The sequence below is a fragment of the Nocardia bovistercoris genome (assembly GCF_015674855.1).
Taxonomy (GTDB): Bacteria; Actinomycetota; Actinomycetes; order Mycobacteriales; family Mycobacteriaceae; genus Nocardia; species Nocardia bovistercoris.
This window is the reverse complement of the sequence record NZ_JADMLG010000021.1, coordinates 42,295-63,369: the sequence shown is the minus strand read 5'-3', so window position 1 is coordinate 63,369 and position 21,075 is coordinate 42,295. Positions and strand designations below refer to the sequence as shown.

The window sequence follows — 21,075 nt, the reverse complement described above, 5'->3', positions numbered from 1 at the left end:
CGCACCGCGAGCCGGTTCCGCACCCCACCGCAGGCGTCGATCCGATGAGCGGCGCGAACATCGGCAGGGTCGATGACATCCCGGTCGGCGAGGGCCGCGCCTTCGCGGTGGACGGCGAACAGGTCGCGGTGTATAGGCTGCGCGACGGCACCCTGCGCGCGTTGGGCGCGGTGTGTCCGCATCGAGGCGGTCCGCTGGCCGACGGGCTCACCGACGAGCGCGTGGTGGTGTGCCCGCTGCACGGCCGCGCCTACGACCTGGAATCCGGGGTCGCGGCGGACGGGGCGGACGCGGTGTGCGCATATCGGGCGACGGTGGACTCGGACGGAGCGGTCACCGTGACGACGCGCTGAGTACTCGATCAGGTCTTCACGTGGGCGGTCACGAATTCGGCGACCGCGTCCTCCAACTGCCGCAGCCCCGGCTCCTCGAGCGGATAGTGGCCCGCGTTCTCCAGGCCGATCGTGCGCACCGGCACGCGGGTGACCCGCGCGAGGAACCGTTCGCTCAGCGGCAGCGGTGACCAGCGGTCGCGTTCGGGCTGGGTGAGCAGGATCGGGCAGTGGTCGAACTGTTCGGGTTCGACGGCCGGGACGTAGGAGGTGTAGGAGGCGAGGAACCGCGCCGAGACCCAGTTGCCGCCCGAGGTCCGGTCCCGGGTCATGACCCGCAGTGCGGCCGGATTCTCGACCAGCGCCGACATCTTCGCCGCGAGCGTCATCGGATACCGGAATCCGCCCAGCGGCGTATGCGCGACCAGGTGCATGAGCGGGATGCCGAGGCGGGAGTGCAGGAGGTCGTGGGAGGTGGCGTCGCGGACCCGCTGGTCGCGCTGATCGAGGAAGGTCGTGCCGACGATGCCGGACAGGGTGTCCTTCGGCGCCTCGGCGGCCACGTGGTAGGCGAGCATCCCGCCCGCGCTGAGCCCGAACAGCACGATCGGCCGGTCGTCGCGGCCGCGTTCGAAGTGCAGGAAGTCCAGGACCAGCGCCACCCAGTCGGCATAGGTTGGCGTGGTCCCGGGGGCGACGCGGGTGAGTCCGTAGCCGAGGTTGTCCAGTGCGACGGTCTCGAAGCCGCGCCGGGCCAGCGGCGCCCCGAGGATCAGGCTCATCTGCCTTCCGTTGGTGCCGACGCCGTGGTGCAGCACCACTTTCGCCTGCGCGTCGGGAGCGCGGTAGCGGTCGAGGTGGACGGTATTGCCGCGCCACTCCCAGAAATCCTCCACCGGCGCGTTCGACTCGTCCATGCGCAGCCTGCCGGGCAGGAAGCGCTGCAGTGCGCGCCAGTCCGGTTGATCCCGGTAGTACAGCGGCGTTGCCACGGCGGCGCTCCTCTCCACATCCCGCGTTCACCCGGTCGAGACGACATTAAGGGTTCGCCCATCGGCTGCGGGAGGTTTGCGGTCGCCGAAGGGTGGTGTATTCGACAACGATTCCTGCCGCCGCCGAGTTCGATCGGAAAGATCTCGATCAGGTTGCTTCGATCACCCTGTGCGATCGAGCCGGAATGTCGCACGTGCGCGGCGGGTCCGCATCGCCGGATCCGACCGGAACGGGCGTAGTCGTGGTCACCGCGTGCGGTCAAGACGCGCGATCGTCGCGTACCGCTATCGCGGCGGCGAACATCCCGGCGATCTCGATGATCGCGGGTCCGAACGCGAGGGCGTTGTTCACGAAACCGTGCATGTAGCCGTCGTAGCGGCGCGTGATCACCGGTATGCCCTCGGCGCGCAGTCGGTCCGCGTACGCCTCGCTTTCGTCGCGCAGCGGATCGAAGCCCGCCGTGACCACAACGGCGGGTGGTAGTCCGGCGACGGAGGCGGTGCGTAGCGGGGATACCTCGGGGCGAGTGCGGTCGAGGCCGGGTGGGAGGAAGCAGCGGTCGAAGTAGTCGATCTCGGCGGCGGTCAGCGCGAATCCGTCGGCGAACAGTGTGCGCGAGCGCGAACCGCCGGTCAGGTCGGTCGGCGGGTAGATCAGCAGTTGCGCGAGCGGGGCGGGGGCGCCCTCGTCGCGTAATCGTTGACAGACCAGCGCGGCCAGGTATCCGCCCGCGCTGTCGCCGCCAACCGCGAGGCGCGCGGCGGTGGCGCCGAACTCGTGCGCGCGGGCGGCGATATCGCGGAAGGCGGCGTGCGCGTCGTCGACCGCGGCGGGGTACGGGTGTTCGGGCGCCAGCCGGTAGTCCACCGCGATCACGGTGACCCGCGCGGCCCGCGCCAGCGTCCGGCACAGTCCGTCGTGGGTGTCGAGATCGCCGATGACCCAGCCGCCGCCGTGGAAGTACACCATCGCCGCGTCGGCCGTCTCGGGCGAATACACCCGACCGCGCAGCCTGCCCGCCGCGCCCGCGACCTCGATATCGGTGACGGCCACCGCCGCGGTGCGTCCGGCGCCGATGGCCGCGAGGCGCCGCGCGTCGGCCCGCATCCGCACCGGGTCGGGCCGACGGCGCGGCAGTGTGCGCGAGATGCGGAGCAGCAGCTGGGCGTCGAGGTCGAGTTCGAGGCCGTCGCGGTGCGCGGCGGGACCGGCGAGGCGTCGTTTCACGGACCTGGGCAGGGTGAGCAGACGGCGGACCGCCGCGATGGCGGCCCGCGTCCCCCGGTCGCTCACGCGGCCAGCGCCGCGCCGAGAGCGAACTCGTGGGCGAGGATGCCGCGCCGGAAGGCGTCGATCTCGCCGTGGTCGAAGAGCAGTTCCACGTCGGGAACGAGTTGCACGGTGGTGGCGCGCATGGCGTACATGCCGTCCGCGCGCCGAAGCAGGGACAGGTGGTCGGTGACGGTGCGGCCGGCACGCACCGCGTGCTGGAAATGGTCGAACTGGTCGTCGGTGAGGATGATGAGCTGCTCGTGCGGGACGCGCCCGGCGGGATCGGGCAGCTTGTCGTCGCGTATGGCGGTGTAACCGTCGACGCGGGCGACTGTGACGCAGTTCTGGCTGGGCGAGCTGGCCGAAGCTTTCTTGAATTCACCGAGGGCGAATTCCGGCAGCTGCTGCATGGTATTTCCTTTCCGGCGGGGTGGAGCCTGCGGACGGGCTAACTGCCCTGATCCGCCGTGGTCGGCTTGCGGCCGATAGCTGCGAAGTTACAACGACGCGCGGGATCCTGCGGATCCACGGCGCCCTTCTCGTCGGGACGCCAGTCGGGAGCGAAGACGACGCCGGGTTCGACGAGTTCGAATCCATCGAGGAGACGGGTGAATTCCTCCCGGTTTCGCGAGGTGATGGGGTCGGAGGTCTGTTGGTAGAGGGTGTTCGCCTCCTGCAACTTGTCCAGGATCTCCGCGGGGGCCTCGGCCATGGAGGCGTGACTCAGCGCCACGTAGCTGCCCGAGGGCAGTTGGTCGCGCAGGTGTGCGATGAGTTCGCCGGGGCGGTCCTCGTCGGGCACGAAGGGCAGCACGCTCACGATGAGCAAGCCGATCGGCTCGGAGAAGTCGAGCAGACGTCGGGTGTCGGGGTGGTCGAGCAGGTGCTGCGGGGTGCGCAGGTCGCCCTCGATGACGGCGGTGGTGTCGAGCACGTCCTGGGCGGCGAGCAGATCGTGGGCGCGGTCGACGGCCTCGAGGTCGAGGTCGACGTAGACCACCCGTGACTTCGGGTCGATCGCGCGCGCGATGTCGTGGGTGTTGCCGCCGGTCGGCAGGCCGGAGCCGATGTCGAGGAACTGCCTGATGCCCTGTTCGGCCATGAAGCTCACGGCGCGGCGCAGGAAGTTGCGGTTGTGGTGGGCCCATTCGTCGGCCCACGGGACGATCTCGAACATGCGCTCGGCGAAGACGGCGTCGGAATCGAAGACCGGTTCGCTGGTGAGGTAGTAGTGGTAGATGCGCGCGCTGCTCGGTACGCGGGGGTCCGTTTCTCTGGGGACGAATTCCTCGGTCATCGAAAACTCCTGGGTGAGAAGGTGATACGGGTGGCGGTCATGGACGGGTCTTGCGACGGAAGCTGCGCGCGACGTTGGCGCAGAACTCCCTGGAGTCGGCGGGACTCAACGCGGCGGCGGTGAGGCGCGCCCAGACCCGTTCGCGCGCGGCGATATCGGCTTTGTCGTCGCTGTAGCGCAGCGCGCCTTGCGATTCGGTGACCACGATGTCGAGATCGCCCGCCGCGCCGGGGGAGGGCACGCGGAACATGGCGAACCGGTCCTCCATCCCCGCGCCGTGTACGCGGACCGAGAACGGCAGCACCTGGAGTTGGATGTTGGGCTGTTGGGACAGTTCCTGGAGGTGTTCGAGCTGATCGAGCATGACCGGGCGCGGCGCGTGTTCGCGGCGCAGGCAGGATTCGGACAGGATGGCGTGGTAGACGAGCTGGTCGGCAGGCTTGTTCAGTACCTGCTGGCGGGCGAGCCGGGCCGCGACCTCGTCGGCCACGGTGACGCCCGCGCGTTCGCCCGCCGCTTCGTGTAGCGCGTGAATGTAGGACTCGCACTGCGCCAGTCCGGGGATGATCTCGGCCTCGGTCACCCGGATGAGGCCCGCGTGGTCCTCCAGATCCACCAGCAGTCGCAGATTTTCCGCGTAGGCCCGGCGGACGCCGGTGTCCCAGTAGCCGCGCTTGTGGTTGTCGCGGCGTAGTTCGCGTAGCTGGTCCAGATAGCTCGAATCGTCGAATCCCAGCCGGGCGGCCAAGAGTTCGAGATCGCCGACGGTGATGGCGCCAACGCCGTTGACCAGACCGGCGATTCGGCTCTGGGTGGTCTCGATGAGTTTCGCCGCATCGGCCTGACTCACCCCCGCCGTGGCGATCATGTGGGCTATCTCGCGTCCTAGCAGCAGTTTTCGTGCCGTGCGCAACGGTGCTCCCATGCGCTCAGCCTATCCCGGCGCCCTGATCGACAGGCTTCACTACGGCTATCCCTCTATACGAATAATGATTATCAAGCTATGATCCGCGATGTCGACGATATCACCACACGATGCGTGGAGTACACGGATCAGAGTGATTTTCCCTACTGGTCCAAGAGGTCTCGGGTGACTGTCAGTGTGCGAATAGATCAACCGACCGGTTGGGTCATGCAGGCCGACGCGCCGCGCCGCTGTCGGACCTCGGGCGAGGGCGTATCGGTCCCTCCGGTCGGTGAGACCTTCGAGCAGCGCTGCCGCCGCTACGCCCGCCTCGACCTGCCCGTCGAATACGACCGGGCGCGCGCACGGATCCTGCTCGACCCCGCCGACGCCCGCATCTGCACCGTGGTCGTGCCGTCCCGGCTCGGCGTCGACGCGGCGGCCCGCGACGGTTCGCCGCGCGGTCCGGTGATCCACGACACCCGCGAGCGCGTCTGTGTCTTCCTCGCGGGCGCGCCCCGATGGTCGGATCATCTGAGTTCGGCGGCCGTGCGATCCGGCGTGGAAATGGGTGGCGTCTGCGTGCTGCCCTCACCCCTGGACGAAGCCACCGGGGTGCGCCGGTGGCTCGTCCCACCCATGGACGGGTATGTTCCCTCCATGCATCTGGTGTTGGCCGCGATCCGCGAGGCCCGTCGATGAGCGGATCCCGACTCGGTAGCGCGCCCACGTCCACCGAGGCAGCAGGCGGCGACAGCGCGGAAATCCTGCTCTCGCCCCGCGAACTGATCGCCGCGATCGCCGGGAAGATCCAGGGCGTATCGCCCATGGTCGCGTGGGCCCGTGAGCTGGGCGATCTACACGCCAGCCTGCTGCCGTGCGCCCCCGACCGGCGGCCGGAGGGATTCGACCCCGCCGCCGTGCGCGCCGAGATCGCGCGCATCATCGACATCATCGATTCGAGCGCCGTCGGGCGACTGCCGTGCATCCCGCAGGCCCGCACCCACACCCACACCCTCGGTCAGGTGGTCAGCACCGTCGCCGAGACCTTCGCCACCGCGTGGTGGACCGTGCGCCACAGCGACGACGAGGAAGTCCGCCACCACGCCTGGACCCGGCTCGGCGAGATTCGCGAGGGTTACGCCGCGCTGCTCGCCGATATCGAAACCAAGCGGGTTCAGTTGCCGACCGAGGTGATCGCCGACCCATCGGTTCCCGCGAGCGTGCCCGCGTCGCGCTGAACCGTTCCCGTCCCGTGCCGAGGTGCGGTGGCGATCGGAGCGCGACGCGGGGTGGGTTGCCGCCGCGTAGCCGGTTCGATGCCGGCTGTACCCTTGTCGAATCGAGCTCGTCCCGTTCTTTGCGTTTGATCATCCGTCCGCATCGGCCGTCGACGGCCGGTATTCGAAGGGGGCACGAACGTATGTCGACGAATTCTCCGCAACCCCAACAACTCAGGCTCGACGACGGTAGAACCGTGGCCTGCACCAGTCCCGCCGAGGCGCGCATGCTGTGGAACGAGATGTCGACCGACGGGTATTACCGTCGCGCGGCCCAGCAGTTGCGTTCCGGCGACGTCGCACTCGACATCGGCGCCAATATCGGCTTGAGCGCCATGATGTTCGCCGACACCTGTCCCGGCGTCACCGTCATCGCCGCCGAACCCGCGCCGGTGACCTACGACTGCCTGGCCCGCAATGCCGCCGCGCACGTCGTCGACTGCGTGCCGCTGCGCACCGCCGTCGGTGCGGCGCGCGGCACGAGGCGGTTCACCTTCTATCCGCGCGCCACGGCGAATTCCGGCTTCTACGCCGACCGCGGCGCCGACGACGAGGCGACGCGGATCTTCCTGCGCAACAGCGGCCTCGCCGACGACGCGATCGACCTGATCACCGAAGGGCTGCACGACGGCGAGACCATGGACGTCGAGGTGCGGACCGTCTCCGACATCCTCACCGAACACGCGGCGGGCAGCGCGGTCGGCGTGCTCAAGGTCGACGTGGAACGCGCCGAACTCGAGGTGCTGCACGGCATCACCGAAAACGACTGGCCGCGTATCCGTTCGGTGGTCGCCGAGGTGCACGACACCGACGGCCGCCTCGCCGAGTTCTGCGGCATGCTGCGCGCGCACGGGCTCGAGCCGGTGACCCGTCAGGATCCGAGCCTGTCGGGCACCGAACTGCACGAGGTGATCGCCACCCGCGTGATCTGAGCGTCACGGCCGCGGCATCCCGCGCGCGCCTCGTCGCGCGCGGGATGTGCTGGACGGCAACAGGTTTCGGATCACACCGGGGGCGCGGCGCCGTGCTCGAGTTTATCGAGCCGCTTCATGATCTCCGCGAGCGCGTCGACCACCGTGCGTCCCCCCAGCTGCGGCCACCCGTCGTACTCGCCCGTGTCGCGCTGGGCGAGGCCGCATAGTTGTTCGCGAATGTCCTTGACATCACTGCCGATCGGACCGCAGAACCCCGCCACGAAGTCCTGGATCTGCTTGACCTCCGCTGCGCTCATCGGCGTATCCCTTCCCTCGATCAAAGCCTGGACTTCGCGGCGGAACCGGTCCATGTCGATACCCGCCGGGTCGATCTTTCCCTCGGTGCTGTACTCGCGATGCGCGACGCAATCGCCCGCGCCGCGGCCTATTCGGCGCAGGATCGCCGCGCATCCGCGCTTGTAGGCGTCGAGTTGCACGGCGGTCCAGTCCGAACCGTCTCCGCGCGACACCGCTTCGATGCCGATGACGTGGTAGTTGGCGTTGTTCGTCGGCCAGCCGGGCCAACGCCCGCGTCCGGCGTGCCAGCACACGCCCGCCGCGATCACGCGATACGCGCCGTCGCGTTCGAGAACCAGTTGGGCGAGCGGTCCTTCCAGATCCGGTCTGCCGTTCTGCACGATCCGCCAGTCGTCGGGCCCGCCGCCACCGGTGTGGTGACACAGCACGCCGCGGATATCGGCGAAATCACCGTGGCCGCGATCTCGCCAGCCCAGATGTTCGATGACCGAGAGCCCCTCCGCGCGTAGCACATCGGCCAACCACACGGGATCCCCTGTCCACGACACGACTCCCTCCTCCCCTTGCCTCGCCGTTCCGCGCAGATACGCGACTCCCATCGGCGACAGCAAGATCGAGATTAGTACAGACGGGCTGACATTCACGATGGTGTGATGCATCCCCCGTGTGACCAGGGTGACGCACTGTGCGCCGCGATGGGGGGTTCCGAGGGAATTGCCATGGCGCATTGCCGAAGGCGCGTCGTGGTCTCTACCATGTGCGACGCTCTCAGCCACGGGATTGCGCGGCCCGTGCCTGCGTGCTCGGGGTCGCCCGTGCGGTGTGCCCGAGGCAGATCATCCGCGCGGCAGGCATGGCGGCTGAGATTCGCGCAAATATGTTGTGTACGAATAAGATTCGTGCGAATCTATGGCGTCGGGCAGGTGCGGTCCCATCGGCTCGGTAACCGATCGGCGCACTCCCGATTCCGCGCCGCCGGAGCGGGCGGTCCACATCCGAGGTCGACGTATTTCACCTGGTCGCGTGACCGAATATGACAATGATCACGGGCGCACGTCAACCGTCATGGACGCAATGGATTTCGCCGAATCGTAATCAGCCGCAGTCGACCAGCAAATGGCGCGGACCGCGCAGTACGGGATTGGGTCGATACGGCGGCGGATCCTGCGCGAGACGCGGATTCGGCAGGCGCCGAATGATTTCGGTCAACGCCATCTGGCCCTCCAGCCGCGCCAGCGGTGCGCCGAAACAACTGTGCACGCCGCTGCCGAGGCCGAGATGGCGAATATCGGGACGGTCGGGGACGAACCGGTCGGGATCGTCGAACCGGCGCGGATCGCGATTGCCCGAGGCCAGCCCCAGAATCAACTGCGACCCGGCGGGAATCGTGACACCGTCGATCTCGATATCGGCCAACGGCGTGCGATTCGGAATCATCTGCACCGGCGGTTCGAAACGCAACAGTTCCTCCACCGCCATCGGCATCAGTTCCGGCGACCGCCGCAGACGCTCGAGCAGCTCCGGGTCGCGGAACAGGGTGAGCATGCCGTTGGTGATGAGGTTCACCGTGGTCTCGTGACCCGCGATGAACAACAGGATCGCGTTCACGATCAACTCCGGCAGGGTGAGCGTGCCGTCGGGCCCCTCGTCGGCCACGAGTCCGGTCAGCATGTCGTCGCGGGGCGACTCGCGCCGTTCGGCGATCAGCCCGGCCATGTACCGCGCCATCTCCAGCTGCGCCTGCTCGGCGGTGGTCTGCCCGGTCGGGTCGATGGCGGCGACCAGCGCGTCGGCCCACACGTGGAAGCGCGGCTCGTCCTGCTTCGGCACCCCGAGCAGACGGCAGATCACCGTGACCGGGAACGGGTAGGCGAAGTCATCGACCAGGTCCACGCGATCGCGGTCCACGAGTTCGTCGACCAGCGACACCACGATGGCGTGCAGTTCCGCGCGCATGGAGTCGACGCGGTCGGGGGAGTGCGGCGGCCCGAACGGCCGGGTGAGCATGCGGCGCAACCGGTCGTGTTCGGGTGGATCCAACCGGATGAACGGCGGATTCGCCGCGCCGGGAAACTGCGCTTCGCCATCGGAGACGGCGTCCGCGGCTCCGGTGCGGTGCCGCCGATCCGAACTGACCCGAGGATCGTGCAGCAGCGCGAGCACGTCGTGATAGCCGCCGACCATGTAGGCGCCGGTGTCCTGGCGGGCCACGCGCGTGCGGCGCAACTCGGCCCACAGGGGGTAGGGATCGGCGCGATTGGCCGGATCCATGATCTCCCGCAGCAGTTCCTCGGTCGCCATGGGTAGGTCCTTCCTGCTCCGCCGGGGCGTCGGGTGTCAGCTCGGCCAGTGGTGGCCTGCCGAAGCGCGCGGGCCTTCGATGACCGACATCGTGCGTTCGTCGGGGAAATAGCCGGTGACGCAGACGGTCGGGCCGTGGCTCAGCGTCGCCGGGTCACGCCACCGGACGGGATGGATCTCGGTGGATTCGGGCGGGTCGAGCACGCTGAACTCGGGCGGGAAAGCCGCCGCCGACTCGATCAGGCCGCGATAGAAGTCCATCCACTTGCCCTGGTCGAAGGACACCGCCGCGGTCACCCGGCCGCGATGGCCGTAGGTGGCGACGAACCGGTTCTGGTTCAGTGAGCCCTGCGTGACGGCGACCTGGTCGGCGAAGGTCGGTATGCCGACGGATTTGATGTTCACCCCGAACTGGCTCGACCAGAACGCGGGCACCTCGAGGTGGGCGCGGCGCACCCGACCCGCGTGCAGCATGTTGTGCGCGGCGACCTCGGCCTGGCCGACCGCGTTGCCCCAGTGCTCCAGCGCGATCATCTGGTAGTCGTAGAGCGGATTCGGCGCGCGCGCCACATCGCCCGCGGTGAAGATGTGGTCGGTGATCAGGCCGTTGATGTCGAAGACACGGCAGCCGGTGTCGCAGGCGATGCCGCGCGGTCCGGCCGCGATGCCCGAATCGGCCAGCCATTCGGTATTGCGGACCGCGCCGAGCGCGACGACGACGAGATCCACCTCGAGCGGATCGCCCCGCGTGAAATGCGCGCGCACCACCCGGCCGTCCCCGTCGCCATCGAGGCGGGTCACCGAGGTCTCGGTGCGCAGGTCGACGCCGTGGTCGCGCTGCAGGCGCGCGGCGATCCCGCCGAGCATCCCGCCGAGTGCGCCGACCAGCGGCGCGGGCCCGCGTTCGGTCACCGTGACCGGCAGGTCGAGTTCGCGGCACACCGAGGCGATCTCGGAGCCGGTGAAGCCGCCGCCGATCACCAGCACCCGGTTCGGGCGCGCCGCCAGACTCCTGGCCAACCGCGCGGCGTGGTCGCGGGTGCGCAGGACGAAGACGCCGTCGAGCGCGGCCTCCTCGGGGTTGGGCCACGGTCGCGCGCGCACGCCGGTGGCGAGCAGGGCCTGGTCGAATTCGATCTCGCCGCCGCCGTCGAGGCGGATGCGGTTCGCGTCCAGGTCGAGTCCGGTGGCGCGGGTGCCGAGAATCCAGCGGGCGTCCACCTCGGAATCGCCGGGCAGTTCGGTGTGTTCGGGCGCGGACAGCCCGAGCAGCACCGCCTTGGACAGCGGCGGGCGATCGTAGGGCGGGTGCGGCTCCTCCCCGATGATCGTCAGCGAACCCGAGAAGCCGCCCGCCCGAAGGCTTTCCGCGGCGCGCAACCCCGCGAGCGAGGCGCCGACGATGACTATCCGACTGGCGCGGCGGGCCTGCGCGACGGTGGCGTAGAACCCGGTCTCGACCTTCACCGCGGCCCCGTCGGCGCGGTCGACTCGATGAACGGGCCCTCGTCGGTGACGATCGCACGCACCGGGCAGGCCGCGGTGGCCTGCCACACCCGCGCGTGCTCGGATTCGGCGGGCGCCGCGTCGTAGAGCAGCGCTTCCTCGCCGTGCAGGGTGAAGACGTTCGGGGCGAGGAACGCGCACTGGGCGTAGCCCTGGCAACGGTTGAGATCGACGACGAGTCTCACGGCGGCAACTCGATTCTCGCGACTGTGACGACACCGGGACACGCGGCCGCACCGCTGTCCACCCACGTGGTGCGCGACTGCCCGCACCCGCCACGGAGCTCCCGAACCACATCCTGAACCGCCTCCGACGATACCGCCGCGGGGCGGAGGTCGTCGGCGGATTCAGAAGACCGTCCAGTCTTGTAATGGCTACCGAGAAGCGACCGCCTCCGACGGCAGCGGTCGCAGGCCGAGATTGTCGCGCAGGGTGACGCCGGTGTAGTCGGCGCGCAGGACGCCGCGGTCCTGGAGCAGCGGAACCACCCGGTCCACGAATTCGTCCAGGCCCCACGGCACCAGGTGAGAGCCGAGGATGAAGCCGTCGGAGCCGTCGCCGTCGACGAAGTCGTCGATGTGCGCGGCGACCTGGGCCGGGGTGCCGACCAGGGGGCCGCGCTCGAACTGGTCGATCACCACCCCGCGCAGCGACAGCTTCTTCGCCTCGGCGACCTCGCGCAGTCGGGCGGCGGTGGCGAAACGGTCCTGGTGCAGGAAAGCGCGGCCCTGGATGAATGCGGGCGCCTCCGGATCGGGGTCGATGTCGGGGACCGGGCCATCGGGATCGTAGGCGGACAGGTCGCGGTTCCAGATCTGCTCCAGCAGGATCAGCGCGGTCTGCCCGGTGACCTGTTCGTCGCGGATCGTGTGGTACTTCTCGCGCGCCTCGGCCTCGGTGTCGCCGAGGACGAAACTCGCCGAGGGCAGGATCTTGATGTCGTCGGCCGCGCGACCCGCCGCCACCGCCCTCGCCTTGATGTCGCGGTAGAACTCCGCGGCCTCCGGCAGTTTCCCGTAGGGGGAGAAGATCGCGTCGGCGTTGGCGGCCGCGAAATCGCGACCCTGCGGCGACACGCCCGCCTGGAGGATCACCGGTCGCCCCTGCGGGCTGCGCGGCACCGTGAACCGGCCGGAGATGTCGAATTGACTGCCGGAGAAAGCGAACGAGCCCGCCTCGGGTCGGGCGAGGAAGCGGCCGGTGTCGCGGTCGGCGACCACATCTCCGGCGTCCCACGAATCCCACAGGGCGCGAACGGCGTTCAACGTCTGCTCGGCGCGCACGTAGCGGTCGGCCGGATCGAGGAAGCCGCCGCGCCGGAAGTTCTGGCCGGTGAAGGCGTCGAAGGAGGTCACCACATTCCAGGCCGCGCGCCCGCCGGAGAGGTGATCCAGGCTCGCGAAGCGCCGCGCCAGTTCGTAGGGCTCGTTGAAGGTGGCGTTGATGGTGCCCGCCAGACCCAGATGTTCGGTGACCGCCGCGAGGGAGGCCAGCACGGTGAAGGTGTCCGGGCGCCCGATGATGTCCTGGTCGAAGATCTTCCCGGCGCGTTCGCGCAGGATGAGCCCCTCCGCGAGGAAGAAGAAGTCGAACTTTCCGCGTTCGGCGGTGCGCGCGGTGTGTTCGAAACTGCTGAAATCGATCTGGCTGCCCGCCTCGGGATGCCACCAGGCGGTGTGGTGGTTGACCCCGCCCAGGTAGGCGCCGAGAATGACCTGCTTGCGTCGATTGCTCACGGTGACCTCGCTCAGACAGTCGCGTAACGATTGGGGACGGTGGTCGGCAGGCCGAGCAGGGCGCGCAGCGAACCGTTGGGGTAAGTGGTGCGGAATGCATTGCGGCCGTGCAGGATCGGGACGAGCTGATCCGCGACGGCGTTCAGGTCGTCCACCGCGACGCCGGGGCGCAGCCGGAAACCGTCGACGCCGCGCCCGGACCAGTCCAGCAGCAGATCCGCGAGTTCGTCGGCGCTGCCGGTGAAAATCGCCGCGTCGGAACCGAATTCGCGGCCCGCGAGTTCGTCGAGCCGGGTCAGTCGGCGCGCGCCGGATTCGGCGGCGGTGTCGAGGAATACGACCAGATCGGCGTAGACGCGCAGCGCTTCGCCCGTGCGTCCGACGCGGGTCGCGGCGTCGCGGACCTGGGTGAGCACCGCGTCGGGACCTGCGTCCAGCGCCGGGGTGACGAAGACCAGATCGGCTGCGCGAGCGGCGAATTCGTAGATCAGCGGCGCGTGCGCCAGCGCCGCGACCACCGGCTGCCCCTGCGGCGGGCGCGGCGTGATCGAAGGCCCTCTGACACTGAAATGGCTGCTCCGGAAATCGACGTAATGCAGTTTGTCGCGATCGATGAACCGCCGGTCGGCGACATCGCGAATCTCGGCGCCGTCCTCCCAGCTGTCCCACAGCCGCCGCACCACTTCCACGACATCGGCGGTCTCGTCGAACAACTCGACCACCGGCGGCGGGAACACACCCGAGGACACGGCCTCGGCGAGTTCGGCATCGGTGAGCTCGGGCACCGCACGCCGCCCGAAATGCGCCGCCTCCTCCGGCGTTCCCGACACCCTGACCTGCCACCCGGCCCGCCCGCGCGAGGTGTAGTCGAGCGTGGCGACAGCGGTGGACACGTGGAACGGCTCGGTATGGGTGGTGGTGATCGTCGGAATCAGCCCGATGTGCCGAGTCACGGGCGCGACCCGCGCCGCGATCAGATGCGCGTCCAGCCGCGCCCGCACCCGGTCGATGGCGCCGTCGGCGTCGACCCGCCGCTCATACGGAACGGTGAGACTGTCCTCGATGCTCACGAAGTCGAGCAATCCGCGCTCGGCAACGCCGACCAGATCCACCCAGTAAGCGGGCCCGAACAACTCCGCGGGCCGAGAGTTCGGCTCCCGCCAAGCAGCGGGATGCGCCCCCGCCCCGTCGAGCGCAACCCCGAGATGCAATTCTTTCGCCGCCATCGTCTCCCGTTCCTCTGCGTCGCGCGGATACCGCCGAGACACAACGCGGAGCACCCCGCACCCACCGCGCGGGCGCGATGTGCGAGCGGGGACGCGGCCCGGTGTCGGGCGGTACATCCGGGGAAACGGGTGGTCACGGACGCGAGAGCCGACCGTCGTGCCCGACGGCCGCGGTGTCAACGATTGGGATCACCTCGAGCGGTGCGGAATGCGGTCGCCGATCCGGAACCCGGCGGCGATCGTGAGAACGCGGACTCGCGGGCCGCGTCGGGCAGGCGGCGGGCGCGGGGGCCGCGGGGGCCCGGGGGCGGGGGGTGGGGGGGGGGGGGCCCCCCCCCGCCGCCGGGTGTCCTCCGGTGGGGAGTCCGGAGGACGGGTCAGCGGTTGCGGGTAGGGATTTCGATGCTGATGGTGAAGCGGAGTTCGTTGAGGTAGAGCAGGGCGAAGCGGCGGAGGAACTCGTCGAAGAGCCAGTAGGTCTCTTTGGCGAGGGGGACCACGGGGAGTAGACCTTCGCGTACGGCTACGAAAGGGCCCCAGCTGAATTCGAGCAGCGGGCTCCAGACGGGTTCGCGGCCGATGTACAGCGAGTCGGCGATGCGTTCGCCGAGTAGGAAGCGGGTGAAGGCGCTCAGCACGCCTCTGCTGAGGACGGTGAGGTCGAGTTGGGCGCCGAGGTCGAGGAGGATGTCGGCGAGTTTGATGCCTTCGGGGGTGGCGTTGAGGATGGGGTCGAGGGTTTGGCGGGCTTGGGATTCGGCTTCGGGCCAGGAGTTGGGGATGTATTCGTCGCGGATGCCGAGCATGTGCGCGGCGAGTTGCCACGAGTGCAGGAAGGCGGCGGATTCGCCCGAGGGGATGGGGACTTTCCACGCGGTGAGGTGGCGCATGACGGTGGTCGGCAGGCTGTGCCAGGTGACCATCATGTCGTTCTGGCTGATCGGGATGCCTTCCTCGGCGACGGCAGACCAGCCGGGGGAGCGCGGCAGCAGGTGGCGTACGCCCGCGTGCGCGAGCCGGGTCTTGACGCAGGTGACGATCATCTCGCCGTCGGGCGCGTAGGCGTTGGCGGTGCCGATGTCGTAGCCGAGTTTGGCGGTCTTGGTGATGCGGTCCTTCATGTCGCCGCCGCCCTTGGAGTAGTAGACCGCGCGGGCTTCCTTGGGGATGACGGTGCTCATCATGCCGCTCGCGAGGCCGTACAGGACGCCGAGGTAGAGGCCGCGCTTGGAGTTGAATTCGATGGCGGTGGCCAACTGGCCCTGGTCGGCCCACGGCGGTAGCTGCCGCGCGTACTCCATGAAGTCGCGCAGCCCGTTCGGGAGACCGTCGGGCAGCGGTTGGCCGTTGCGGGTCCAGGTGCGCAGTAGGTCGTTGACCGCCGTGACGTCGTGGTTGTCGAGCAGGTCGGCGACCACGGGGTCGGCTTCGTCGTCCCAGACTCCCATCGGGTCCGCGCCGTCGCCGCCGCCCGCCACCGAGCCTTCCGGCGACCAGGTCCACGGTTGCGCGCGGGCGGGTGCGACCACCGCCAACGCGCCGATGGCTCCCAACGCACTGCCCACTTTCAATGCGTCGCGCCTGTTGAGATCGTCCATGGCTTCGCTACTCCTCATTGAGTTCATCGCGATCGGGTTCATCGCGTCGACTTCTAGCGCGATGCGTCGGACCGTTCCGGCTTCGACACCGATCGGAATAGTCATTAACTTAGCAAGCGTCCAGCCGGTACGTACTTGCTTTGGGGCAACTCTGCTGGAGGGTGGCCAGGATTACGGAACTTTGTCCTCTACTGTCAATTGAACGTTCTGAGCTGCGCTGTTACCGTGCACAACGGTTGTGTCGCCAGCTCTGGTCGCCGGGTCGATCGTGGAGTTCGAGTCGACTGCGATATCACGATCATGGGTTAACGGTCGGTCACATCTACGAAGATCGATGATCCGGAGAATGCTCAGGCACGCAGCGGACTCAGTCGCGCTCGAGCCCCTCGAACATCAGCGACAGCAGGCGGCGGCGCTCGTGCGGCGAGGCGTCGGGCATCTGCTCACCCGACCAGGCCACCCCGGCGACCAGGGTGAGGAATTCCTCGGTGGACACATCGGCGCGCATCCGACCGGCCTCGCGTGCGCGCGCGAGCAGATCGGCGCCCACGCCGCGCATGCGCTCGCACGCGGCGTGCAGCGCCGAGCCCGGGTCGTGCAACGTCGCGGTGAGCGCGCCGACGAGCCCGCGGTAGACGGTGGTCGCCTCGACGAAGCGCAGCGTCCATTCCCGCAGCGCCGCACCGGGTTCCGACTCCCGTGCGAGTTCGTTCGCGAGTTCGGTGAGCGCGTCGAACCGCTCGCGCAGCAGGTACTCGAGCAGCGCCTCTCTGGTCGGGAAGTGGCGGTAGAGGGTGCCGACGCCGACGCCCGCGCGCGCGGCGATCTCCTCGAGCGGCGCGTCTATGCCGCGTTCGAGGAACAGCTCGCGGGCCCGTTCGAGCAGGCGGTCGCGGTTGCGCTTGGCGTCGGCGCGCAGCGGGCGCGCGCTCGGCGTGCGTTCCATGCCGCGATTCTCCTCTCGTTCGCGGGTTCGCGAGATATCGCCGGCTCTTCGCGCGGTCGGCCGTGGTGCTCGCCGCGCTGGGGCCCGGGGGCGCCTGCGTTGGCGGCGCGCCGCGGCGACGGCGCGCACCCGTTCAGCCAGCCGGTGGCCCAGACGGCGGTGACCAGGGCGGCGCTCGGCCCGGAGGCGCTGGTTATCCCGCATCAGTTCCTGCTCACCGGCGTCGCCCCGGAACATGCGCGCGAGTTGCTGCGCGCTGTGGTCGCGCTGGATACCCGCGGCGAGTCGAGTCCGTACACCGCGAACTTCCGCAGGCTCGGCTACACCGATGCCGATGTGGTCGGTCGGCGCAGCGACCGGCTGATGGACGCGGTGCTCGCGGCGGGCGATCCCGAGGCGGTCGCCGCGAGGTTGCGGGCGCATCGCGCGGCGGGCGCCGACCATGTGCTGCTGCATCCGCTCGCGCCGGACCTGGCCTCGGCGGTCGACCAGTTGGAGGTGCTCGCGCCGCTGCTCGGGCTCGCTGAACGGGTGTGAACGCCCGCGTCCTCGGCCCCGCGGTACTGGTGTGTAGCTGCGATTATGGTATTCTCCTCTATGGAGAACAGCGCTATCGCGGCCGGTCGTGGCTTCAGAAATCGCTGCGACCTGGCTGAAGCGTGCGCATGAGCGTCACGAGCGTCGTGCCGCCGGTGCGGTAGCGGGCGCCGTGGCGGCACTTCGTGACGAGTTTTCTGAGGAGGCGGCATCGCGCCGACGGACGAATGAATTCGGATAACCGTTCCTCGTGAATTGTCGCGCGAGCGGTCGGGAACAATTCGACGGAGCTGTCGCACTCGACCTCTGTCCGTGTGTGTACGAATTGCCTGGTACGTCGGATCGGTCGGCTATCGATGTTCGCAAGCTATGTTGGCGGCGTGTTGAGTCTCCGTTGGATTCCAGCCGTTCCATATCGCTGTCGAGTGGTTGATTATGACGTCGATCACTCCCGCGTTGCCGAGGGGATAGTAGCTGTTCAGAGGCAGTTTTCCTGCTGACGACAACGCGACTAATAAAGAGAATAAAAGCGCTCCAAATAAAGTGTGACGCCCGGGGTCAACTCCTGTTCGGTTGCCTTGTCACCGTCTTTCCCGACCGCTCTCCGGGGCTCGGATTCGGTAGCTTCCATGCATTTCTGCTACTAGCTCTTCGCATTCGCGGGCGCAAGGGGAAAAGGTTACCGAGAGGTATTGAGTTCTCGGTCACAAGCTGTAGCCTTGTCGCGAAGAGAATGTGATTTCCACTAGGGGCGAACGATGCAATCAGAGGTCAGGGAAGCAGACGCGTCCGGCGACGGACAGACGGCAGGCACCGCGGACGGGTTCGACCGCCGCATGCTGATCGACGGTCGGCTGGTCGGCGCCGCGACCACCTTCCCGACGCTGAACCCGGCCACCGGGGAAGTGCTCGGCCACGCACCCGACGCGGGCGTCGAGGACGCCGAGGCCGCCATCGCGGCCGCCCGCCGCGCCTTCGACACCACCACCTGGGCCACCGACACCGAATTCCGACTGCACTGTCTGGACCAGCTGCACCGCGCGCTCCTCGACAACATCGAGGAACTGCGCGAACTCACCATCGCCGAATGCGGCGCCGCCCGGCTGCTGACCAACGGCCCGCACGTCGACGACGCCGTCGCGATCGTGCGCTACTACGCCGACCTGCTGCGCGACTATCCGATGTCGGAGGAACTCGGCGAGATGGAGATCCGCGGCGCCAAACACCGCAGGTGGGTGGAGAAGGAAGCCGCGGGCGTGGTCGCCGCGATCATCGCCTACAACTACCCGAACCAGCTGGCGCTGGCCAAGCTCTCGCCCGCCCTCGCGGCGGGCTGCACCGTCGTGCTCAAGGGCGCGCCCGACACCCCGCTGGTGACCCTGGCGATCGGCGAGCTCATCGCGAACCACACCGACATCCCGCCGGGCGTGGTGAATGTGCTCAGTTCCTCCTCGGCGGAGGTCGGGCCGGTGCTCACCACCCATTCCGACGTCGACATGATCACCTTCACCGGTTCGACCGCCACCGGACGGCGCATCATGGCCGCCGCCAGCGCGACGGTGAAGAAGGTCTTCCTCGAACTCGGCGGCAAATCGGCCATGGTCGTCCTCGACGACGCCGACCTCGCGCTGCCCGCGATGTTCTCCGCGTTCAGCATGACCTCGCACGCCGGTCAGGGCTGCGCGCTCACCTCGCGCCTGCTCGTGCCGAGCGCGCGCCACGACGAGATGATCGAACTGCTCGCCCAGGGCTTCGGCAACATCTCGCACGGCGACCCCGCGCACCCGCACACCTACATGGGTCCGCTGATCAGCGAACAGCAGCGCGAGAAGGTGCACGGCATGGTGCAGCGCGCGGTCGAGGCGGGCGCGAAACTGGTCACCGGCGGCCACAAGATCGATCCCGGCTTCTTCTACGCCCCGACCGTGCTCACCGATGTCGACCCGGACAGCGAGATCGCCCAGGAGGAGATCTTCGGACCGGTGCTCGTGGTGCTGCGCCACGAGGGCGACGACGACGCGGTGCGCATCGCCAACAACTCCATCTACGGACTGGCGGGCGCGGTGTACAGCAAGGACGAGGACCGCGCCGTCGCGGTGGCGCGGCGCATCAGGGCGGGCGCGTTCAGTGTGAACGGCGGCCGCTTCTTCGGCATGGACACGCCCTTCGGCGGGTTCAAGCAGTCCGGCATCGGCCGGGAGATGGGCATCGCTGGTCTCGAGGAGTTCCTGGAACGCAAGACCTTCGCGACGGTCGTGCCGTGAGTGACGTGCGGTCGCGGCGGCCCGCGATCCTGCGCCGTGCCGCCACGCCGCTGCAGGCGGTCGGCGGGTTGTTCGCGATGTCGGCGGACGCGGTCAAGTTCGCGTTCCGGCGCCCGTTCCAGACCCGCGAGTTCTTGGAGCAGTCCTGGTTCATCGTGCGGGTGTCGATGGTGCCGACCCTGCTCGTGGCGATTCCGTTCACCGTGCTGGTGAGCTTCACCATCAACATCTTGTTGCGCGAGCTCGGCGCCGCCGACCTGAGCGGCGCGGGCGCGGCGTTCGGCGCGGTGACCCAGGTCGGCCCGATGGTGACGGTGCTGATCGTGGCGGGCGCGGGAGCCACCGCGATGTGCGCGGACCTGGGCTCACGCACCATCCGCGAGGAGATCGATGCCATGCAGGTGCTCGGCATCGATCCGGTGCAGCGCCTGGTGACCCCGCGCATGCTCGCCTCGGGACTGGTGGCGTTCCTGCTGAACAACCTGGTCTGCCTGATCGGGATCATGGGCGGCTACGCGTTCTCCGTCTTCGTGCAGGACGTCAACCCCGGCGCGTTCGCCGCGGGCATCACGCTGCTCACCGGGATCAACGAGCTGATCATCTCCTCGGTGAAGGCGCTGCTGTTCGGCCTGGTGGCCGGGCTGGTGGCCTGCTGGCGCGGCCTGATCGTGACCGGCGGCGCGAAGGCGGTCGGCAACGCGGTGAACGAGACGGTGGTCTACGCGTTCATGTCGCTGTTCGTGATCAATGTCGCGGTCACCGCGATCGGCATCCAGATGACGGTTCGATGAGGGGGAATCGGTGACACTGACGGCACGCTATCCCAAGACGATCCGCCGTATCCGCAAGCCGGTGGCGAGTCTCGGCAGTATCGGCGACCACGCGCTGTTCTACCTGAGGGCCATCGGGTACGCGCCGTCGGCCGCGTGGCATTACCGTCGCGAGACGCTGCGGCTGATCGCCGAGACCAGCATGGGCGCGGGCGCGCTCGCGGTCTTCGGCGGCACGGTGGTGATCGTCGGATTCCTCACCCTGGCAACGGGCGGCATCCTGGCCGTGCAGGGCTACAGTTCGCTCGGCAATATCGGCATCGAGGCGCTGACCGGATTCCTCGCGGCGTTCATCAACGTGCGGATCTCCGCGCCGGTGGTCGCGGGCATCGGGTTGGCGGCCACCTTCGGCGCGGGCGCGACGGCACAGCTGGGCGCGATGCGGATCAACGAGGAGATCGACGCGCTGGAATCGCTGGCGATCGAACCGATCTCGTATCTGGTCGGCACCAGGATCGTGGCAGGCATGATCGTGATCACCCCGCTCTACGCGCTCGCGGTGGTCGGGTCGTTCCTGGCGAGCCGGTTCACCACGGTGTTCCTGCTCGGGCAGTCATCGGGTCTCTACGACCACTACTTCTCGACGTTCCTGAACCCGATCGACCTCATGTGGTCGTTCGTGCAGGCGATGGCGATGGCGTTGACGATCCTGCTCATTCACACCTACTACGGATTCTTCGCCAGCGGCGGACCCTCCGGTGTCGGCATCGCCGTCGGCAACGCGGTGCGCACGTCGCTGGTGGCGGTTGTTTCGGTGACCTTGTTGGTCTCGTTGGCGGTGTACGGCGCCAACGGCAATTTCGATCTCTCCGGATAAAGGG

The 21,075-nt window shown here is 68.6% G+C and carries 21 protein-coding genes; 8 read left to right on the top strand and 13 right to left on the bottom strand.

Translation table 11 applies throughout. From position 1 onward, the window contains the following. The first annotated feature begins 44 nt into the window (after positions 1-44). Positions 45-353, top strand: coding sequence for a Rieske (2Fe-2S) protein (locus IT779_RS33205; RefSeq protein WP_196153444.1), 309 nt, complete (start codon positions 45-47; stop codon positions 351-353). An 8-nt stretch (positions 354-361) separates the two neighbouring features. On the opposite strand, the gene IT779_RS33200 is transcribed toward IT779_RS33205, so the two are convergent. The 5 genes from IT779_RS33200 to IT779_RS33180 all read right to left on the bottom strand — a co-directional run bounded on the left by IT779_RS33200 (position 362) and on the right by IT779_RS33180 (position 4,819). Further along, positions 362-1,249, bottom strand: a complete 888-nt coding sequence (locus tag IT779_RS33200) for an alpha/beta hydrolase (RefSeq protein WP_196153489.1) — start codon at positions 1,247-1,249, stop codon at positions 362-364. Positions 1,250-1,583: 334 nt separating this feature from the next. Continuing rightward, positions 1,584-2,618 (bottom strand): alpha/beta hydrolase, encoded by a 1,035-nt coding sequence (locus IT779_RS33195; protein WP_332839074.1) that lies wholly within the window; start codon positions 2,616-2,618, stop codon positions 1,584-1,586. Then, entirely contained in the window at positions 2,615-3,007 is a 393-nt protein-coding gene (locus tag IT779_RS33190; protein ID WP_196153443.1) for a DUF397 domain-containing protein, read from the bottom strand. The genes IT779_RS33195 and IT779_RS33190 overlap by 4 nt, the downstream gene beginning before the upstream one ends. Before the next feature lie 38 nt (positions 3,008-3,045). Then, a complete protein-coding gene (locus IT779_RS33185) occupies positions 3,046-3,894 on the bottom strand; it encodes an SAM-dependent methyltransferase (protein ID WP_196153442.1) in 849 nt (282 codons plus the stop codon). A gap of 37 nt (positions 3,895-3,931) precedes the next feature. Further along, positions 3,932-4,819 (bottom strand): Scr1 family TA system antitoxin-like transcriptional regulator, encoded by an 888-nt coding sequence (locus IT779_RS33180; protein WP_196153441.1) that lies wholly within the window; start codon positions 4,817-4,819, stop codon positions 3,932-3,934. Between the two features lie 165 nt (positions 4,820-4,984). Between IT779_RS33180 and IT779_RS33175 the strand changes: the two genes are divergently transcribed. The 3 genes from IT779_RS33175 (at position 4,985) to IT779_RS33165 (ending at position 7,010) form a co-directional block, all read left to right on the top strand. Continuing rightward, entirely contained in the window at positions 4,985-5,500 is a 516-nt protein-coding gene (locus IT779_RS33175; protein WP_196153440.1) for a hypothetical protein, read from the top strand. Further along, the gene (locus IT779_RS33170; RefSeq protein ID WP_196153439.1) at positions 5,497-6,039 is read left to right on the top strand and encodes a hypothetical protein; all 543 of its coding nucleotides are present in this window, start codon (positions 5,497-5,499) and stop codon (positions 6,037-6,039) included. The genes IT779_RS33175 and IT779_RS33170 overlap by 4 nt, the downstream gene beginning before the upstream one ends. 236 nt (positions 6,040-6,275) lie before the next feature. Further along, complete coding sequence (locus IT779_RS33165; protein ID WP_198429209.1) at positions 6,276-7,010, top strand: FkbM family methyltransferase; 735 nt, start codon at positions 6,276-6,278, stop codon at positions 7,008-7,010. Between the two features lie 71 nt (positions 7,011-7,081). On the opposite strand, the gene IT779_RS33160 is transcribed toward IT779_RS33165, so the two are convergent. The 8 genes from IT779_RS33160 to IT779_RS33125 all read right to left on the bottom strand — a co-directional run bounded on the left by IT779_RS33160 (position 7,082) and on the right by IT779_RS33125 (position 16,623). Next, on the bottom strand, positions 7,082-7,954 hold the full coding sequence (locus IT779_RS33160; protein ID WP_332839073.1) for a peptidoglycan recognition protein family protein: 873 nt from the start codon (positions 7,952-7,954) through the stop codon (positions 7,082-7,084). A 451-nt stretch (positions 7,955-8,405) separates the two neighbouring features. Beyond that, positions 8,406-9,611, bottom strand: a complete 1,206-nt coding sequence (locus IT779_RS33155) for a cytochrome P450 (protein ID WP_196153437.1) — start codon at positions 9,609-9,611, stop codon at positions 8,406-8,408. Positions 9,612-9,647: 36 nt separating this feature from the next. Next, entirely contained in the window at positions 9,648-11,078 is a 1,431-nt protein-coding gene (locus tag IT779_RS33150) for an NAD(P)/FAD-dependent oxidoreductase (protein WP_196153436.1), read from the bottom strand. Further along, positions 11,075-11,302, bottom strand: a complete 228-nt coding sequence (locus tag IT779_RS33145) for a ferredoxin (RefSeq protein WP_196153435.1) — start codon at positions 11,300-11,302, stop codon at positions 11,075-11,077. Before IT779_RS33145 ends, IT779_RS33150 begins: the two co-directional genes overlap by 4 nt. A gap of 189 nt (positions 11,303-11,491) precedes the next feature. Beyond that, entirely contained in the window at positions 11,492-12,853 is a 1,362-nt protein-coding gene (locus IT779_RS33140) for an NtaA/DmoA family FMN-dependent monooxygenase (RefSeq protein WP_196153434.1), read from the bottom strand. Positions 12,854-12,864: 11 nt separating this feature from the next. Then, positions 12,865-14,079 (bottom strand): LLM class flavin-dependent oxidoreductase, encoded by a 1,215-nt coding sequence (locus IT779_RS33135; RefSeq protein ID WP_196153433.1) that lies wholly within the window; start codon positions 14,077-14,079, stop codon positions 12,865-12,867. 377 nt (positions 14,080-14,456) lie between these two features. After that, positions 14,457-15,677 carry an oxygenase MpaB family protein gene (locus tag IT779_RS33130; protein ID WP_196153432.1) on the bottom strand — a complete coding sequence of 407 codons (1,221 nt, stop codon included), beginning with the start codon at positions 15,675-15,677 and terminating at the stop codon, positions 14,457-14,459. Between the two features lie 367 nt (positions 15,678-16,044). Continuing rightward, on the bottom strand, positions 16,045-16,623 hold the full coding sequence (locus IT779_RS33125; protein WP_196153431.1) for a TetR/AcrR family transcriptional regulator: 579 nt from the start codon (positions 16,621-16,623) through the stop codon (positions 16,045-16,047). A 99-nt stretch (positions 16,624-16,722) separates the two neighbouring features. On the opposite strand from IT779_RS33125, the gene IT779_RS33120 reads away from it, so the two are divergent. From IT779_RS33120 to IT779_RS33105, 4 genes are all read left to right on the top strand, one after another. Then, positions 16,723-17,160, top strand: a complete 438-nt coding sequence (locus tag IT779_RS33120) for an LLM class oxidoreductase (protein WP_196153430.1) — start codon at positions 16,723-16,725, stop codon at positions 17,158-17,160. A 758-nt stretch (positions 17,161-17,918) separates the two neighbouring features. Continuing rightward, positions 17,919-19,424 (top strand): aldehyde dehydrogenase family protein, encoded by a 1,506-nt coding sequence (locus tag IT779_RS33115; RefSeq protein WP_196153429.1) that lies wholly within the window; start codon positions 17,919-17,921, stop codon positions 19,422-19,424. A gap of 77 nt (positions 19,425-19,501) precedes the next feature. Then, entirely contained in the window at positions 19,502-20,215 is a 714-nt protein-coding gene (locus IT779_RS33110; RefSeq protein WP_196153486.1) for an MlaE family ABC transporter permease, read from the top strand. A gap of 10 nt (positions 20,216-20,225) precedes the next feature. Continuing rightward, positions 20,226-21,071, top strand: coding sequence for an MlaE family ABC transporter permease (locus IT779_RS33105; RefSeq protein WP_196153428.1), 846 nt, complete (start codon positions 20,226-20,228; stop codon positions 21,069-21,071). Positions 21,072-21,075: the final 4 nt, after the last annotated feature.

Bases quoted from the DNA above. Each gene is read 5' to 3' on its own strand.
- IT779_RS33205 (WP_196153444.1), top strand. From the start codon at position 45: ATGAGCGGCGCGAACATCGGCAGGGTCGATGACATCCCGGTCGGCGAG.
- IT779_RS33200 (WP_196153489.1), bottom strand. From the start codon at position 1,249: ATGGACGAGTCGAACGCGCCGGTGGAGGATTTCTGGGAGTGGCGCGGC.
- IT779_RS33190 (WP_196153443.1), bottom strand. From the start codon at position 3,007: ATGCAGCAGCTGCCGGAATTCGCCCTCGGTGAATTCAAGAAAGCTTCG.
- IT779_RS33185 (WP_196153442.1), bottom strand. From the start codon at position 3,894: ATGACCGAGGAATTCGTCCCCAGAGAAACGGACCCCCGCGTACCGAGC.
- IT779_RS33180 (WP_196153441.1), bottom strand. From the start codon at position 4,819: ATGGGAGCACCGTTGCGCACGGCACGAAAACTGCTGCTAGGACGCGAG.
- IT779_RS33170 (WP_196153439.1), top strand. From the start codon at position 5,497: ATGAGCGGATCCCGACTCGGTAGCGCGCCCACGTCCACCGAGGCAGCA.
- IT779_RS33155 (WP_196153437.1), bottom strand. From the start codon at position 9,611: ATGGCGACCGAGGAACTGCTGCGGGAGATCATGGATCCGGCCAATCGC.
- IT779_RS33135 (WP_196153433.1), bottom strand. From the start codon at position 14,079: ATGGCGGCGAAAGAATTGCATCTCGGGGTTGCGCTCGACGGGGCGGGG.
- IT779_RS33130 (WP_196153432.1), bottom strand. From the start codon at position 15,677: ATGGACGATCTCAACAGGCGCGACGCATTGAAAGTGGGCAGTGCGTTG.
- IT779_RS33125 (WP_196153431.1), bottom strand. From the start codon at position 16,623: ATGGAACGCACGCCGAGCGCGCGCCCGCTGCGCGCCGACGCCAAGCGC.
- IT779_RS33115 (WP_196153429.1), top strand. From the start codon at position 17,919: ATGCAATCAGAGGTCAGGGAAGCAGACGCGTCCGGCGACGGACAGACG.
- IT779_RS33110 (WP_196153486.1), top strand. From the start codon at position 19,502: ATGTCGGCGGACGCGGTCAAGTTCGCGTTCCGGCGCCCGTTCCAGACC.